The organism is Pseudomonas sp. 05L36 (genome assembly GCF_056398125.1).
The window spans coordinates 192,743-208,560 of sequence record NZ_JBFTOU010000002.1 but is presented as its reverse complement, the minus strand read 5'-3'; the positions used below and the strand labels follow the sequence as shown (position 1 = coordinate 208,560).

General features: G+C 61.2%; 14 protein-coding genes and 1 riboswitch. Of the genes, 4 read left to right on the top strand and 10 right to left on the bottom strand.

Annotated features, from left to right (window positions below; genetic code table 11):
* Positions 1-132: 132 nt before the first annotated feature.
* The 4 genes from AC1DKH_RS02735 to ahcY all read right to left on the bottom strand — a co-directional run bounded on the left by AC1DKH_RS02735 (position 133) and on the right by ahcY (position 5,646).
* Positions 133-2,001, bottom strand: coding sequence for a DEAD/DEAH box helicase (locus AC1DKH_RS02735; RefSeq protein ID WP_477752473.1), 1,869 nt, complete (start codon positions 1,999-2,001; stop codon positions 133-135).
* 223 nt (positions 2,002-2,224) lie between these two features.
* Entirely contained in the window at positions 2,225-3,040 is an 816-nt protein-coding gene (locus AC1DKH_RS02730; RefSeq protein ID WP_477797342.1) for a substrate-binding periplasmic protein, read from the bottom strand.
* Positions 3,041-3,233: 193 nt separating this feature from the next.
* Complete coding sequence (gene metF, locus AC1DKH_RS02725) at positions 3,234-4,079, bottom strand: methylenetetrahydrofolate reductase [NAD(P)H] (protein ID WP_477752471.1); 846 nt, start codon at positions 4,077-4,079, stop codon at positions 3,234-3,236.
* Positions 4,080-4,236: 157 nt separating this feature from the next.
* Complete coding sequence (gene ahcY, locus AC1DKH_RS02720; protein WP_477797341.1) at positions 4,237-5,646, bottom strand: adenosylhomocysteinase; 1,410 nt, start codon at positions 5,644-5,646, stop codon at positions 4,237-4,239.
* A gap of 23 nt (positions 5,647-5,669) precedes the next feature.
* Positions 5,670-5,772: riboswitch (S-adenosyl-L-homocysteine riboswitch) on the bottom strand.
* Positions 5,773-5,969: 197 nt separating this feature from the next.
* On the opposite strand from ahcY, the gene AC1DKH_RS02715 reads away from it, so the two are divergent.
* Positions 5,970-6,374, top strand: a complete 405-nt coding sequence (locus tag AC1DKH_RS02715; RefSeq protein ID WP_007994339.1) for an acyl-CoA thioesterase — start codon at positions 5,970-5,972, stop codon at positions 6,372-6,374.
* A 43-nt stretch (positions 6,375-6,417) separates the two neighbouring features.
* On the opposite strand, the gene AC1DKH_RS02710 is transcribed toward AC1DKH_RS02715, so the two are convergent.
* Positions 6,418-7,587: an MFS transporter gene (locus tag AC1DKH_RS02710; protein WP_477797340.1), complete on the bottom strand. Its 1,170-nt coding sequence runs from the start codon at positions 7,585-7,587 to the stop codon at positions 6,418-6,420.
* Between the two features lie 317 nt (positions 7,588-7,904).
* Between AC1DKH_RS02710 and AC1DKH_RS02705 the strand changes: the two genes are divergently transcribed.
* Positions 7,905-8,738, top strand: coding sequence for an EamA family transporter (locus tag AC1DKH_RS02705; RefSeq protein WP_477797339.1), 834 nt, complete (start codon positions 7,905-7,907; stop codon positions 8,736-8,738).
* Between the two features lie 49 nt (positions 8,739-8,787).
* Complete coding sequence (locus AC1DKH_RS02700; RefSeq protein ID WP_477752468.1) at positions 8,788-9,171, top strand: MAPEG family protein; 384 nt, start codon at positions 8,788-8,790, stop codon at positions 9,169-9,171.
* A 65-nt stretch (positions 9,172-9,236) separates the two neighbouring features.
* On the opposite strand, the gene mltA is transcribed toward AC1DKH_RS02700, so the two are convergent.
* Positions 9,237-10,421 (bottom strand): murein transglycosylase A, encoded by a 1,185-nt coding sequence (gene mltA / locus AC1DKH_RS02695; RefSeq protein ID WP_477762909.1) that lies wholly within the window; start codon positions 10,419-10,421, stop codon positions 9,237-9,239.
* Between the two features lie 128 nt (positions 10,422-10,549).
* On the opposite strand from mltA, the gene AC1DKH_RS02690 reads away from it, so the two are divergent.
* Positions 10,550-10,999 carry a c-type cytochrome gene (locus AC1DKH_RS02690; RefSeq protein ID WP_477752466.1) on the top strand — a complete coding sequence of 150 codons (450 nt, stop codon included), beginning with the start codon at positions 10,550-10,552 and terminating at the stop codon, positions 10,997-10,999.
* Between the two features lie 42 nt (positions 11,000-11,041).
* Here the strand turns inward: AC1DKH_RS02690 and AC1DKH_RS02685 are convergent, their stop codons facing one another.
* The 4 genes from AC1DKH_RS02685 to AC1DKH_RS02670 all read right to left on the bottom strand — a co-directional run bounded on the left by AC1DKH_RS02685 (position 11,042) and on the right by AC1DKH_RS02670 (position 15,712).
* A complete protein-coding gene (locus tag AC1DKH_RS02685) occupies positions 11,042-11,437 on the bottom strand; it encodes a DUF1090 domain-containing protein (protein WP_108217011.1) in 396 nt (131 codons plus the stop codon).
* A 96-nt stretch (positions 11,438-11,533) separates the two neighbouring features.
* The gene (gene ligB / locus AC1DKH_RS02680; protein ID WP_477797338.1) at positions 11,534-13,213 is read right to left on the bottom strand and encodes an NAD-dependent DNA ligase LigB; all 1,680 of its coding nucleotides are present in this window, start codon (positions 13,211-13,213) and stop codon (positions 11,534-11,536) included.
* A gap of 294 nt (positions 13,214-13,507) precedes the next feature.
* Positions 13,508-14,698: a methionine adenosyltransferase gene (gene metK / locus AC1DKH_RS02675; protein ID WP_008050251.1), complete on the bottom strand. Its 1,191-nt coding sequence runs from the start codon at positions 14,696-14,698 to the stop codon at positions 13,508-13,510.
* A gap of 18 nt (positions 14,699-14,716) precedes the next feature.
* Positions 14,717-15,712, bottom strand: a complete 996-nt coding sequence (locus tag AC1DKH_RS02670; RefSeq protein ID WP_477797337.1) for an ArsR/SmtB family transcription factor — start codon at positions 15,710-15,712, stop codon at positions 14,717-14,719.
* Between the last annotated feature and the right edge of the window lie 106 nt (positions 15,713-15,818).

Below are 15,818 nucleotides of genomic sequence, written 5' to 3'. Positions count from 1 at the left end.
GCTTCCAGCGTTATCGTTGACGACCATCGTCGGAACGCCGCCCGGAGCAGGCTCGCTCCTACAGGATTTCATCAGCCATAAAAAAATGCCCCTGATCTCGCGATCAGGGGCATTTTTCATTGCGGCGATAACTCAGCGATTGCGGGTCAGCAGCGCTGGTTTCTCACCACGAGGACGGCTTGGCAGTTGATCCAGTTGCTCTGGTGTCGGGAAGCGGTCAGCCTTGGACTCCTTGTGCATGATCTTCGGCGCGGGGCCGCGCGGGTTCTGCACGGCCGGTTCCGAACGCGGCTGGTCGTCACGGGCCGGGCGGCGATTGCGCGAGTCTTCGCGGCGGGCCTGGCCGTCGCGCGGTGCGCCACTGCGAGGGCCGCTACGCTTGGCCGGTGGGGTGCCGGTGCTGGCGCCATCGCTGTTGCGCGGACCGCTCTGGCGACCTTGTGGCTTGCCGGAACGTGGAGCGCCCGAACCTGCTGCAGTGCCTTGTGCCGGAGCACCCGGACGGCGGCCACGGCCTTGCGCGGGTTTCTGCTGCGGCACGTAGTCGACGCGGTTACCGAAGTTATCGACATCGTCGTCCAGGAACTCGTCCGGGGCACGGTCAGCGGCGGCACGAGGAGGCTGCGACGGACGCTGTTCGCGAGCCGGAGTGCCTTCACGTGGTTTTTGCTGACGGGCCGGGCGCTCACCGCGCTCGCCGGCCGGTTTTTCCTTGCCCTTGTCCTTGCCTTTGTCCTTGCGACCACCGCCGCCACCGCTGCCGTTCGGACCGTCGCCGCGCGGGCCACGTGGATTGCGTGGGTTACGCATGTCCGGACGCTCGCGCACTTCAGGTTTCTCGGCTTCCACAGCACTGGCATCGAAGCCCATCAGGTCGCCGTCGGCGATTTTCTGCCTGGTCATGCGTTCGATGCTTTTCAGCAGTTTTTCTTCGTCCGGGGCTACCAGCGAAATCGCCTCGCCCGAACGACCGGCACGGCCGGTACGGCCGATGCGGTGCACGTAGTCTTCATCGACATTCGGCAGTTCGAAGTTGACCACGTGTGGCAACTGGTCGATGTCCAGGCCGCGGGCGGCGATGTCGGTGGCCACCAGGATGCGCACGGTGCCGGCCTTGAAGTCGGCCAAGGCTTTGGTGCGGGCGTTCTGGCTCTTGTTGCCGTGGATCGCGACGGCGCTCAGGCCATGCTTGTCCAGGTACTCGGCCAGGCGGTTGGCGCCGTGCTTGGTGCGGGTGAACACCAACACTTGTTCCCAGGCGCCGGCGGTGATCAGGTGCGCCAGCAGCGAACGCTTGTGGCTGGCCGGCAGGCGGAATACGCGCTGTTCGATACGCTCGACCGTGGTGTTCGGCGGCGTGACTTCGATGCGTTCCGGATTGTGCAGCAGCTTGCCGGCGAGGTCGGTGATGTCCTTGGAGAAGGTCGCCGAGAACAGCAGGTTCTGGCGTTTGGCCGGCAGACGGGCCAGGACCTTTTTCACGTCATGGACGAAGCCCATGTCGAGCATGCGGTCGGCTTCGTCCAGCACGAGGATTTCCACGTGGGACAGGTCGACGCTGCCTTGGCCGGCCAGGTCGAGCAGGCGGCCAGGGCAGGCCACCAGCACGTCTACGCCACGGGACATGGCCTGAACCTGCGGGTTCATGCCGACACCGCCGAAGATGCAGGCGCTGACGAACTTCAGGTCACGGGCATAGACCTTGAAGCTTTCATGCACTTGCGCGGCGAGCTCGCGAGTCGGGGTCAGGACCAGTACGCGCGGTTGGCGCGGGCCGTGACGCTGGGATTTGTCCGGGTGACCGTTGGGGAACAACCGCTCCAGAATCGGAAGGGCGAAACCGCCGGTTTTACCAGTACCTGTCTGTGCCGCGACCATCAGGTCGCGACCTTGCAACACGGCGGGAATGGCCCGCTGTTGCACCGGAGTAGGCTCGGTATAGCCCGCTGCCTCGATGGCGCGGACTAAAGCCTCGGAGAGACCGAGGGAAGCAAAGGACATGAGTAATCCTGTTTTAAGTTAGGGCTTGGCCCAATGGGAGTCTTGCCTGGCGCGAATGGCGTTTAAGAGGACGCAATCCCGTCCGGTCCTGCTGGGTCTCGAAGGCTCGTCTGCAAGCGCTCGCGCGGGCTGAAAGCTGCGCAGTAGCGGGGTTGAGATGCCTTGAACGATTCCGAGCGTCCGGGCGTGAGCCTGGCGGGAAGGCCGGAGTATAACAGAGCAATCACTGCGCGCCGCTTTCCTGCTGCTCAACGGTTTTTTCCGTGGCAGCCGTGGTCTTTTCAGTCTTCACGCTGGCTGCCGGTTCCGCGCCGTAGCGCGCACTCAGTTCAGCGTAGGCGGGCTCGCGCTTGAAACGTTTGAGTTCGGCGCCGAAACGCTGCACCAGCAGATCCATGCCCGCATTGCGCCGCACCGCGAGAAACTGGCTTTGCTGGCTGATGATCGTGGGGTTTTCGGTGATCTTGTCGCGGATGCCCAGCTCGTCGAGCAAATGCTGGCCAACCCGGCGGTCGGTGATCAGCAGGTCAATCCGCCCGCGTACCAGTTTGCCGAAGTTGGCTTCATGGGTGGGAGCCGGCTCGCGGGTGAACAGCGTCGAATCGCTGAAGTCCTTGCTGTACAGGTAACCCGGCGAGGTGCCGATGGTCAGGCCTAGCAAGTCATCGAGGGTGCGAAACGGATGGGGCCGTTCATTGGCGTAGAACATCACGAACTGGACTTCAGACAGTGGTTCGCCGGGGTAGAGCAGGGTCGCATCACGTTCGACGCTGTGAAAGATGTCCAGCGCGCCGTCGGCCTGCCCGGTTTCAAGCATCGACAGGCAGCGTTTCCATGGCAGGAACTGCCACTCCACTTCGATGCCCAGGCGCTTGAAGACAATGGCGGTGGTTTCGTAGTCCAGGCCCAGTGATTTGCCGTTGTCTTCGTACACATAAGGCGCCCACGGCTCCGTGACAATGCGCAGCTTCTCGCCCCGAGCGGCGAAGCTCAGGCAAGTGAAGACAAGCATGGCGATTAATTGCGTGATCAAAGGCATGGGTTTGAGATTACGACGAGAAACCGGAAAGAGCCAGAAACTCACTGCAGATGCTCTAACTCCGTGGATTGCTGCACATTAATAGTGCGCTGAAAGCAAAAGATCGCAGCGTGCGACAGTTCCTGCAGGGAATACACATTTCTCTGTAGGAGCTGCCGCAGGCTGCGATCTTTTAATCGTGCTTTAACGACTTTTAACGTGGCAACTTCAGGTTATTCCACACCGCCAGGCTCGCTTCAGCCTGGTTCAATGTGTAGAAGTGCAGCCCTGGAGCGCCGCCCTGCAGCAGTTGTTCGCACATTTCGGTGATGACCTGTTCACCAAAGCGCTGAATGCTCTGGGTGTCGTCGCCGTAGGCTTCCAGTTGCTTGCGGATCCAGCGCGGGATTTCCGCACCGCAGGCATCGGAGAAGCGCGCCAGCTTGCTGTAGTTGGTGATCGGCATGATGCCCGGCACGATCGGGATGTTCACACCCAGCGCCCGCACACGTTCCACGAAGTAGAAGTAGCAGTCGGCGTTGAAGAAGTACTGGGTGATCGCACTGTCGGCGCCAGCGTTGGCCTTGCGCACGAAGTTGGCAACATCGTCTTCGAAATTGCGCGCTTGCGGATGCATTTCCGGGTAAGCGGCGACTTCGATGTGGAAATGATCACCGGTTTCTTCACGAATGAATTCAACCAGGTCGTTGGCGTGGCGCAATTCACCGCTGGCCATGCCCATGCCCGAAGGCAGGTCACCGCGCAGAGCGACGATACGCTTGATGCCGGCGGCCTTGTACTGGGCCAGCAGGCCGCGCAGGTCAGCTTTGCTATCGCCCACGCAAGACAGATGCGGAGCGGCAGGGATTTTGACTTCGCTTTCTAGCTGCAACACGGTGTTCAGCGTGCGATCACGGGTCGAACCGCCGGCGCCGTAGGTGCAGGAGAAGAAATCGGGGTTGTAGGTGGCCAACTGGCGAGCAGTGGCGAGCAGCTTTTCTTGCCCAGCATCGGTCTTCGTAGGGAAGAACTCGAAGCTGTAGCGACGATCTTGGGACATGGGAATACCCTTGAAAACGCGTAAGGCGGACGCAGGCCCCTGTAGGAGCGAGCTTGCTCGCGAAAAACGTCAGGGCAACGCGTTTAGCCAGATAGCGCGCGTTTTCGTTAACGTCCATCGCGAGCAAGCTCGCTCCTACACAGGAAGAGCCGGCCGATCAGTAGCGGTAAGCGTGCGGCTTGAACGGACCCTCGACGGTCACGCCGATGTAGTCGGCCTGGGTCTTGGTCAGTTGAGTCACGACGCCGCCGAAGCCACGGACCATTTCCAGGGCCACTTCTTCGTCGAGTTTCTTCGGCAGTACTTCAACGGTCAGGCGCTCGGCTTGCTGGGCTGGCGACAGGTCGGCGTACTTCTGGCCGAACAGGAAGATCTGCGCCAGAACCTGGTTGGCGAACGAACCGTCCATGATGCGGCTCGGGTGGCCGGTTGCGTTGCCCAGGTTAACCAGGCGGCCTTCGGCCAGCAGGATCAGGTAGTCGTCGTTCTGTGGGTCGAAATCGCCAGCGCCGGTACGGTGGATCTTGTGAACCTGCGGCTTCACTTCTTCCCATGCCCAGTTCTTGCGCATGAAAGCGGTGTCGATTTCGTTGTCGAAGTGGCCGATGTTGCAGACAACAGCACGCTTCTTCAGGGCTTTGAGCATGTTCGAGTCGCAAACATTGACGTTGCCGGTGGTGGTCACGATCAGGTCGATCTTGCCCAGCAGTGCCTTGTCGATGCTCGCTTCGGTACCGGTGTTGATACCGTCGATGAACGGCGAAACCAGTTCGAAACCGTCCATGCAGGCTTGCATGGCGCAGATCGGGTCGACTTCGGAAACCTTGACGATCATGCCTTCCTGACGCAGGGACTGGGCCGAGCCCTTGCCCACGTCGCCGTAGCCGATGACCAGCGCTTGCTTGCCGGACAGCAGGTGGTCGGTGCCGCGCTTGATCGCATCGTTCAGGCTGTGACGGCAGCCGTACTTGTTGTCGTTCTTGCTCTTGGTCACCGAGTCGTTGACGTTGATGGCCGGGATTTTCAGCTCGCCCTTGGCCAGCATGTCCAGCAGGCGGTGAACGCCGGTGGTGGTTTCTTCGGTCACGCCGTGGACGCGATCCAGAACCTGTGGGTACTTCTTGTGCAGCAGCTCGGTCAGGTCGCCGCCGTCGTCGAGGATCATGTTGGCGTCCCATGGCTGGCCATCCTTGAGGATGGTTTGCTCCAGGCACCACTCGTACTCTTGTTCGGTTTCACCTTTCCAGGCGAAAACCGGGATGCCGGCAGCGGCGATGGACGCGGCGGCCTGGTCCTGAGTCGAGAAAATGTTGCAGGACGACCAGCGTACTTCGGCACCCAGGGCAACCAGGGTTTCGATCAGCACGGCAGTCTGAATGGTCATGTGGATGCAGCCGAGGATCTTCGCGCCCTTGAGCGGTTGCTCTTCGGAGTACTTGCGACGCAGACCCATCAGGGCTGGCATTTCGGATTCAGCGATGATGGTTTCGCGACGGCCCCAGGCAGCCAGGGACATGTCGGCGACTTTGTAATCGTTAAAATCTGCAGGCGTGATAACAGCGCTCATGAAGAGCCTCCATTCGTAATGTATGCGAATGGGCGCCGTTGTGCGTTTAGTGTCGGGCCGATCAAGGCCTGGCAACGCCCCATCCGAGCCTGACAGGTCGAACCTGCTGCAGCGCCCCTCGGACAGGTGGCGGGAAACGGTATCAAGCGATGATGACCGTTTTGAAACGGTGGCGATTATAGCGGGCTATGCTGATCTTCCAAAGCGTTTCTGTTGGTCAATGTCCGAACGGTAATCGAGACCATAGTCGAAGCTTGATAGAGCTCTAGCCCGGGCTCTGCCATGATGCCAGGCATCAATCGGCAAGATGGTCAGGAGTGAACATGAACTTCCACACCCGCAAATGGGTAAAACCCGAAGACCTCAACCCCAACGGCACGCTGTTCGGCGGTAGCCTGCTGCGCTGGATCGACGAAGAGGCGGCGATCTACGCCATCGTCCAGTTGGGGAACCAGCGTGTAGTGACCAAGTACATTTCCGAAATCAACTTCGTCAGCGCCTCGCGCCAGGGCGACATCATCGAACTGGGCATCACGGCGACCGAATTCGGCCGCACCTCGATCACCCTGACCTGCGAAGTGCGCAACAAGATCACCCGCAAAAGCATCCTGACGGTGGAGAAGATGGTCTTCGTCAACCTGGGTGAAGACGGCTTGCCCGCGCCCCATGGCCGAACCGAGATCAAGTACGTCAAAGACCAGTTCAAGGATGATGATGCCGCTCAGTGAGATCGGTGGCGCCCCCTTCGCGAGCATACAATCAAGTTGATGCTCAACCGGCCACATCAAACGCAGCCGCAACGCGACGCTGGCGATAGATGAAGAACAATGCAGTCAACACGGTCAGCCCGCTGACCAGCGCACCGGTCCACGGCAAGTCCGCCAGGTCCGCGCCGCTGGCCACCACCAGGCCGCCGATCCAGGCTCCGGCGGCGTTGCCGAGGTTGAAGGCGCTCTGGTTCAAGGTCGAACCCAGGTTTGGCGCCTCAATGGCCTGATCGATGATCAGCAGTTGCAGGATCGGGCACAGCGCAAAGGCGAACGTACCCCACAGCACCAGCGTGATCGCCGCCGGAATGGCCGAATGGCTGGTTTGCGTGAACGCCGCCAGCACCACCAGTACTGCCAGCGCCATGCCCACCAGTGAAGGCAGCAAGCGGCTGTCCGCCAGACGACCACCGAGCATGCTGCCGGCGGTCAAGCCAACGCCGAACAACAGCAGCATGATGGTGACGCCGTGCGGGCTGACGCCAGTGATGTCCTGCAGGATCGGCGCAATGTAAGTGAACACACTGAACAGGCTGGTCGAGGCCAGCGCACTCATGCCCAGCGCCAGCAGTACGTTGGCCTTGCCCAGCACCTTGAACTCGCTGGCCAGGTTGGCTTTATCCATCGCGATGTTCTTTGGCAACCAGACCCATTGCGCGATTGCCGCCAGTACACCGATCACCGACACCGCCCAGAACGTCGAGCGCCAACCTGCGTATTGCCCGAGTGCGGTGCCCAGCGGCACGCCGAGCACGTTGGCCAGGGTCAGGCCGGTGAACATCATGGCAATCGCCTGGGCCCGTTTGTTGGGTGCCACCAGCCCGGCGGCGACCACTGAACCGATGCCGAAAAATGCGCCATGGCACAGTGCCGTGATCACTCGCGCGGCCATCAGCGTGGCGTAATTCGGCGCCAGCGCGCAGAGCATGTTGCCGAGGATGAACATCAGCGTCATGCCCAGCAGGGTAGCTTTGCGCGGCATGTTGGCGGTGCCGACGGCGAGGATCGGTGCGCCGAACACCACGCCCAAGGCATAGCCGGTGATCAGCAGTCCGGCATCGGGAATGCTCACGCTGAGATCGCGGGCAACGTCGGGCAACAGGCCCATGATGACGAATTCGGTGGTGCCGATGCCGAAGGCGGCAACAGCGAGGGCAAGCAAAGCGAGTGGCATGCGCAAGGTCTCTGTCGGTAGTCTTGACGCTGTGATCAGGCATACGCAGGCCGACGACCGTTCTCGACGAGAGCGGGCCGGGCAGAGTTATTATTGGAATTAGTCTGTGCGCAACTGAGTGCGGCGTGGTCGCTTGCAGTATAAACAGCCACTGATATATGGCGAATCAATTCTGTACCAGGCCCCTGTAGGAGCGAGCTTGCTCGCGATGGACGTCAACGATGACGCGTGTTTGCTGGCTAACCGCGTTGCCCTTGCTTTTTTCGCGAGCAAGCTCGCTCCTACAAGGATCGTGGAGACAACAAAAGGAGTAGGCCGTGCTTGCGACGGCGTTGGTGTTGGTCGCGGCGCTGTTGCATGCGGCGTGGAATACCCTGATCAAGTTCAGTGCGGAGCGGTTGTTGGTGGTGGCCTGCATGGACAGCGTGGCGCTGCTCTTTGTCGCACTGATGTTGCCGTTCCTGAGCGTACCGCCGCTGGAGATCTGGCCGTGGATCCTGGCATCGGCGGCGTTCGAGTTGCTCTATCGCTATTTGTTGATCCAGGCCTATCGGGTTGGCGACCTCGGGCTGGTTTACCCGTTGATGCGCGGCCTGTCGCCGTTGGTGGTGCTGGCGCTGACGCTGATCTTTGCCGGGGAAGAGCTGACCCGCCAACAGACTTTCGGAATCCTGCTGATCCCGTTCGGCATGCTGTGCCTGCTCTGGCAGGGTGGCGGCGGTGCGCGTTTGCCGTGGTCGATGTTGCCGGTGGTGGCGTTGATCGGCCTGTGCATCGGTTGCTACACCTACATCGATGGACAGGCGTTGCGGCGCTGGTCCCATCCGCTGGATTACCTGGTCTGGGTCACGTTGCTGAGCGCATGGCCGTTTCCGCTATTGGCGGTGGTGCGTAAACGACCCGCGTTCATGCTGTTCTGGCGCGAGCAGTGGCGGCTGGGCCTGGCGGTCGGGTTCTGCGTGTTGTTCAGCTACGCTTTGGTGCTGTGGGCGATGCAGTTGGGTTCGATTGCCGAGGCCGCAGCGTTGCGCGAGATCAGCGTGATTCTGGTGGTGCTGTTTGGCATGCGTTACCTGAAAGAACCGTTTGGCGGGCCACGGTTACTCGCCTGTAGCCTTGTCATGATCGGCATACTGGTGATGAAATTTTGATCACCCGGATGGAGTTCAATTCTCCACAACTAGAAGAAAGGACGGCGTTATGACGGTGGCTCTGTGGTGCATTTTGATCGCGATTTTCCTGCCGTATGTGTGTGCGTGGTTCGCCAAGATCAGTGGCGGGTTCCGGCTGAAAGACAATCATGACCCTCGGGATTTTCTCGACTCTCTGGAAGGCGTGGGCAGACGGGCGCACGCGGCGCAACTGAACAGTTTTGAAGTGATCCCGGCGTTCGCCGCGGCGGTGATCGTGGCGCACCTGGCCGGCAATGCCGAACTGGTGACGATCAATGTGCTGTCGGTGTTGTTCATCACCAGTCGCCTGCTCTACATCATTTGCTACCTGGCGGACTGGCCGACACTGCGGTCGCTGGTGTGGTTCGTGGGGATAGCGTTGATCGTGAGTTTCTTTGTGGTATCGGTCTGAGAGATCTTCGCCGACACCATTGACCTGTAGGAGCCGGCAAGCCGGCTCCTACAGTAATCAGTTGCTCACGGATTTGCTTTAACCGTATCCGCCACCTGCGGCACTTGTGGTAGCGCCGCACCTTTGGGCCAGAGCATCCAGATCTGCCCCTGCTGTTTCATGTCCCCGGCCAGTTGCCCGGCCGCATCGCCGGTACCCCAGAACAGATCCGCCCGAACCTCGCCGGCAATGGCGCCGCCGGTGTCCTGTGCTGCCACGGGGCGAACCAGGGCTGTACCGTCCGGTTTGGTGGTGGACAGCCACAACAGGCTGCCGAGCGGAATGACCTTGCGATCCACTGCCGCGCTGTAACCGGCGGTCAGCGGTACGTTCAGCGAGCCGCGCGGGCCTTCGTTGCTGTCCGGGTTACGGGTGAAGAACACGTAGCTGGGGTTGCTGCCGAGCAGTTCGGGAATCCGCGACGGATTGGCCTTGGCCCAGGTGCTGATGGCGCCCATGGTCACGTCTTCTTTTTTCAACTCGCCCTGTTCCACCAGCCAGCGGCCGATCGGTCGATACGGATGGCCGTTCTGATCGGCGTAAGCAATGCGCAACTGGCGGCCATTGTCGAGCTGGATACGACCCGAACCCTGGATTTGCAGGAACTGCAGGTTCATTGGATCGGTCAGCCAGGCCACGACCGGCGCCTTGACCCCTTTGCTTTCAATGGTCGCCGAATCGTCGTACGGCTTGAGCACGCGACCTTCGAGCCGACCGCGCAGGCGTTTGCCCTTGAGTTCCGGGTAAATGCTGTCGAGGGCGACGATGATCATGTCTTCGGGGACGCCATAGACCGGGACATTGGCCGCGCTGGTCTGGGTCAGGCTCCCGGGATAGACCGGCTCGTAGTAGCCGGTGATCAGGCCGCTGGGGTTGTCGTTGGCGGCGCGCAGGCCATAGACATCGAGGTTCTGTTTGAGAAAGCCGCGAATGTCGCTGGCGGTTTGCGGCACGTTGGCAGCCGCTGTGCAGGTGCCACCCCAGACCGGGTCGGCCTTGAGTCGGGTGCAGGCGCTGCGCCACGAGCCGAAGCCGGCGACCAGGTCGTTGTCGGACACCGCCGGCAGCGCTTCCCATGTGGCACTGGAATAGGTCGCCAGAGCGTGGGTCTTCGGTTGTTGGTTGTCGCCACCGGTGCAGCCTGCGAGCAGGGCCACCATCGGCAGGGTCCAGGCCAGGCTGTGACGCCATGCCTTGAAACGGCTGTTCATGGAGTGATTCCTTTGCCGGTTGCCTGGGCGCTCCATGCGCTCAAACAACCCTTATTGATAATAGGGCTATTGGTCTTTGCCGATGACGCGAGGATACTGGCCGCCGTTTCCCGTGACCTGAAGCCACCATGACTCTTAAAAGACTTTCTGTTGTATTGCTGGCCTGCCTGACGTTGTCCGCTTGTGGCGGAGTTGACCCCAACTCGCCGCTCGGCCAGCGCAAGGCCATTTTCAAGCAGATGCTCAAGACTGGCGAAGACCTGGGCGGCATGCTGCGTGGGCGCATTGCGTTCGATGGCCCGAAGTTCGCCAAGGGCTCGGTGAAACTCGATGCGCTGTCCCGTGAGCCGTGGCAGCATTTTCCGCAGGTGCGCGAGGAAGATCACACCAGCGCCAAGAGCGATGTCTGGGAGCAGCAGGCGCGCTTCCAGGCCATGGCCCGTGACCTTGAATCCGCCACCGGTGAATTGGTGATCGCCAGCCAGGTTCAACCCTACAAGGCCAGCAATCTTGGGCCGGCGGTGCAGAAAGTCGAAGATGCTTGCAGTGCGTGTCATAAGGCGTTTCGGGATCATTGATTGGTTCTGATGGCACCGTGGATCTTGGGTTTTTTCCGGTTCTTACTTATCCAGCTCATCCAAAGCGTCCTGCAATTCCTTGCGGGCATCGGCGAGTTTGTCTTTGCGCTTGTTGATCTTGTCGGAGTCGCCTTTGCTCATGGCCTTGTCGAGGTCCGCCTGACGCTTGCTGACTTCGTGCCTGGCATCGAGCACCTTGTTTTCCCGTTCCTTCTTCAGCGAGGCGTCGGTGCAGTTCGCCTCGACTTCGCTCAGGGCTTTTTCCAGGCCTGCCTGCTGGTCGGCGTTGCCGTGGACCTTGGCCAATTCGATCTGGTTGACGATACCTTGCTTCCTGGCCGCGCAACCGGTCAGCCCCGGCGCTTCCTCGTCCGCCATCAACGGGGTGGCCAGCACGCTGCAAAGGGCCAGCAGGACGAGCGGTGAAAGAAATTTCATAAAAGCTCCATGTAAGAAGACAAGCGGGCCGGTGTGGCAATGGCTTGTTGGAGCCCGGCGGTCCCCTGGGGTTCCCGCTGGGCGCAAGGCTGACCGCTAAAAGCCGTCAATCCCCGCATCACGTAACGTTTCACTCAAGGCCAGGACCTGCGGATCGCGGAAAAAGGCGTTCAGTTGCGCCGCGCGTCCCGGACCGATACCGGTCTCGGCCCGCCATTGTTCGATGTCTCGCTGCGCCAGTGCCTGCCATGAATTGCCGAGGTGCACCTGACCTGTCGGCGGCAATCCCAAGGCTTTCAGCCAGTGCGCGAACGGGCGTTGCCGGGCTCGGTTGAAGCTGTCTGCAAGGCGAGCCGCGCTGCGCTCGCCGAAACCGTCAATGGTAGCAAGCTCTTGAGCATCGAGGGTCAACCAATCCAGCAGACCGTTCAGGCGACCTGTTGCAAGAAGTTTTTCCCAAGTGCCCGGACCCACATTGGGCAGCGCCAGACCCTGTTTGCTGCTGAGCCAGGTCAGGCGCGCGAGAAACTGGCTCTCACAGCCCGGAGTCGGTCGCCAGCAACTCAATGAATCAAAGTCCGCTGCCAGCGGTGCGTTCAATTCGGCGCGTTCGCTGCTGCGCAATACAACGCTATCGAGCCTGGGAATGGTCAGCCCGGCCAGGCTGATGGCGACCTGGTCACCCGGACGTATGTCCAGCGCCTGCCAGCGTTGCAGCGAGCTAACGCTGACGTGTTTGATCTGCCGGTCATCGAGCATCACCGGGGTCAGTTCAAGTACCGGAGTGATCCGCCCGGTCCGGCCGATCCTGAAATGAACCCGGCGGACTTCGGCCAGCGCCTGGGCAAAGGGGTATTTCCAGGCGATGGCCCAGTAAGGTGACCTGGCCTGCCAGCGTTCGGCGGCCGGGCGCTGGTTCTGGCGCAGGACAATGCCGTCGCTGGCAAAGGGCAGGGGGGAGCGATACCAGTGTTCGCGCCAGCGCTCGGCATCGATGACGGAGGCGATTGGCTGGCTGTATGCCGTGGTACTCGGGAAGCCCAGCGCAGTCAGCGCCGCGGCACGCGCGGGTACGCTCGCCGGCCCTTGGGGCCAGTCCCAGACAAACAGGTCGATGCCGGCGGCCTGTTCGGCGCTCAAGACCTTGCGTGCCATCAGGCCGGCCACCGAGGCACGAGCATTGAGGCTGCCGGCCCGGGCCTGCACGTGATCGGTCAGGCGCCAATACAGTTCGCCTTGCACGATCACGTCCCGGGCCTGCGACAGCCGTTGCGGGATGGCCGGAATCTGCCGTGCCGGAGCCGTCCAGTCCTGACCGCTTTCGCCGTCACCACGGCTGATTGCCTGGGCCAACAGACCGTTGCGGTAAACCAGGGTCACCGCCACGCCATCGATTTTAGGCTGGACCCAGACGTCCACCCGGTCACGCAGCCATTTTTCCACGGCGGGACGATCATGCAGTTTGTCCAGGCCGGTGTGGGCGATGGGGTGGGGTAGCGTGCCGCGCGCAGTGCGCAAGGGGTCTGCGGACGGGCTCAGGTTGAAGCAGTGGCGCCATTGGGTGAGTTGCGAGCGGGACTGGTCGTAGAGCTCATCGGCGACCAGTGAGCGTCCCTGGCGGTGATAGCTGTCGTCCCAGAAGTCGATTTGCTGTTGCAGTTTGTTGACTTCGTTCAGGGCGCGTTCGGATGGCCAGTCCGGGCACTCGGTGGCATTGGCGGTCAGGTGGGCAAAGGTCAGTAGAAAGGCGAAAAACAGGCGTAGGTCAGGAAGCATCTTGAGCGTCCTTGCTCGGTGAGGTGCGTGAAGGCTAGGTCAGTATGGGGTGGCGCGCAGAGGGGGTATTTTGCCGGGTATGTCCGGTGGCTGTGCTGGCCTCTTCGTCGGAACGCCGCCCGGAGCAGGCTCGCTCCCACAGGGATTTGCGTTTGCCCACAGATATCAGTCACGCCAAAGATCAACTGTGGGAGCGAACCTGCTCGCGAAGAGGCCATACGGTCTCAAGCGCAAGGCAATAAAAAGCCCCGCAAGGCGCGAACCGTGCGGGGCTTCGGGTGTTGCGGGGAAGTCTTACAGGCCGGCAGCAGAACGCAGGGCGTCGGCGCGGTCGGTTTTTTCCCAAGTGAACGTGGTGAAGGTGTCGTCACCCACGGTCTTGGTCGCCGGGGTGCGACCGAAGTGGCCGTACGCTGCGGTTTCCTGGTACATCGGGTGCAGCAGGTCGAGCATGGTGGTGATCGCGTATGGACGCAGGTCGAACACTTCGCGGACCAGTTTGACGATCTTGTCATCGCTGATCTTGCCGGTGCCGAAGGTGTTCAGCGAGATCGAAGTCGGCTGGGCAACGCCGATGGCGTAGGACACCTGAATCTCGCAGCGCTCGGCCAGGCCGGCGGCAACGATGTTCTTGGCCACGTAACGACCGGCGTAGGCCGCCGAACGGTCAACCTTCGATGGATCCTTGCCGGAGAACGCGCCACCGCCGTGACGGGCCATGCCGCCGTAGCTGTCGACGATGATCTTGCGACCGGTCAGACCGCAGTCACCCACCGGGCCGCCAATGATGAACTGGCCGGTCGGGTTGATGTGGAACTGGGTGTCCTTGCTCAGCAGTTCGGCCGGCAGCACGTGCTTGACGATCAGCTCCATCACGCCTTCGCGCAGGTCGTTGTACGACACTTCCGGGTTGTGCTGGGTCGACAGAACGACAGCATCGATACCGACAACCTTGCCGTTTTCGTAACGGCAGGTCACTTGCGACTTGGCGTCCGGACGCAGCCAAGGCAGCAGGCCGGATTTACGGGCTTCGGCCTGGCGCTGTACCAGCTGGTGCGAGAAGGTGATCGGTGCAGGCATCAGCACGTCGGTTTCATTGCTGGCGTAGCCGAACATCAGGCCCTGGTCGCCGGCGCCCTGATCTTCAGGCTTGGCACGGTCGACACCCTGGTTGATGTCCGGGGACTGCTTGCCGATGATGTTCATCACGCCGCAGGTCGCGCCGTCGAAGCCGACGTCGGAGCTGGTGTAACCGATGTTGGTGATCACGTCACGAACGATCTGCTCCAGGTCAACCCAGGCGGAAGTGGTGACTTCGCCGGCGATGATCGCCACGCCCGTTTTCACCAGAGTCTCGCACGCCACACGGGCGAACTTGTCTTCAGCAATGATGGCGTCCAGCACCGCATCAGAAATCTGGTCGGCGATTTTGTCCGGATGCCCTTCAGACACGGACTCGGAGGTGAAAAGGGAGTATTCGCTCATCTCGATGTTTTCCTGAAATTACCGATGGTGAGTGTCGCCAGCCGGCCGCTGAAAATGGCGGACCTGGATCTGGAAACCATTACGTAAGCCTACATAGAGGCTTTCCCCGGGAACGAGTCCCGCAGCGGTGGCCCAACGGGCCAGATCGTCCTGTTCAAACCCCAACCAGAGATCACCGCAGGCCTCCTTGGCCCAACTCTGGTTGTGGCTACATAACTCTGTCACTAACAGGCTACCGCCTGGTTGCAGCAAATTGGCCATGTGCTTGAGCGCATCGGCCGGCGCGGCAAAATGGTGCAGCACCATGTTCAGTACAACGCAATCGGCCTTGAGGCTGACGCCGTTCAATGCATCGGCCAGTTGCAGGCTGACGTTAGTCAGCTTGTCGCGTTCGCAGACCTGGCGCGCCAGTTCGAGCATCGCGCTGCTGTTATCCAGCGCCGTGACCTGCGCGAAGCGGCGCGCCAGCTCCGGCAGGAATGCACCATCGCCGGGGCCGACTTCAATGGCCGTGGCGTCTTTGCCAAAGCTCAGCTTTTCGAGCAGGGCCACCACGCTTTCGCGGTATTGCGGCAGGCCGGCGATCAAGTCTTGCTGGGCGCGAAACTTCTCCGCAACCCGTGAGAAAAAGTCCTGGCTGGCGGCCGCCCGTTGCCCATGGACCTGGGCGATGCGCGACTGTACGTCGGTCGGCAGCGTCAGGTTGTCCACTTCTTCGAGCAGGGCTGCGTGCAATTTGCCGCCCAGCAGTTCGGTGTGGGGCAGGGCGCGACGGTAGAAAATCGCGTTGCCTTCGCGGCGCGTTGCCACCAGGCCGGCCTGGGCCAGTACCTTGAGGTGGTGGCTCATGCCTGACTGGCCGATGCCGAAGATCTGCGCCAGTTCCAGCACGCCGAACGAGTCATTGGCCAGTGCGCGCAAAACATTCAACCGCAGGGGATCACCGCCAGCCTTGCACAAGGCCGCCAGTTCATCGCAATCGTCATGTTGAATGGAGGGCACGCGTAAATTCATAAGGCCGGCAGTCTAGTCACGAGCCGAAAGCATCGCAAGAGCAATATCAAAAAGTTTTGATATTGCTCGATAGATGGCACTTCTTGACGTTAGGTTCAGTCAACAA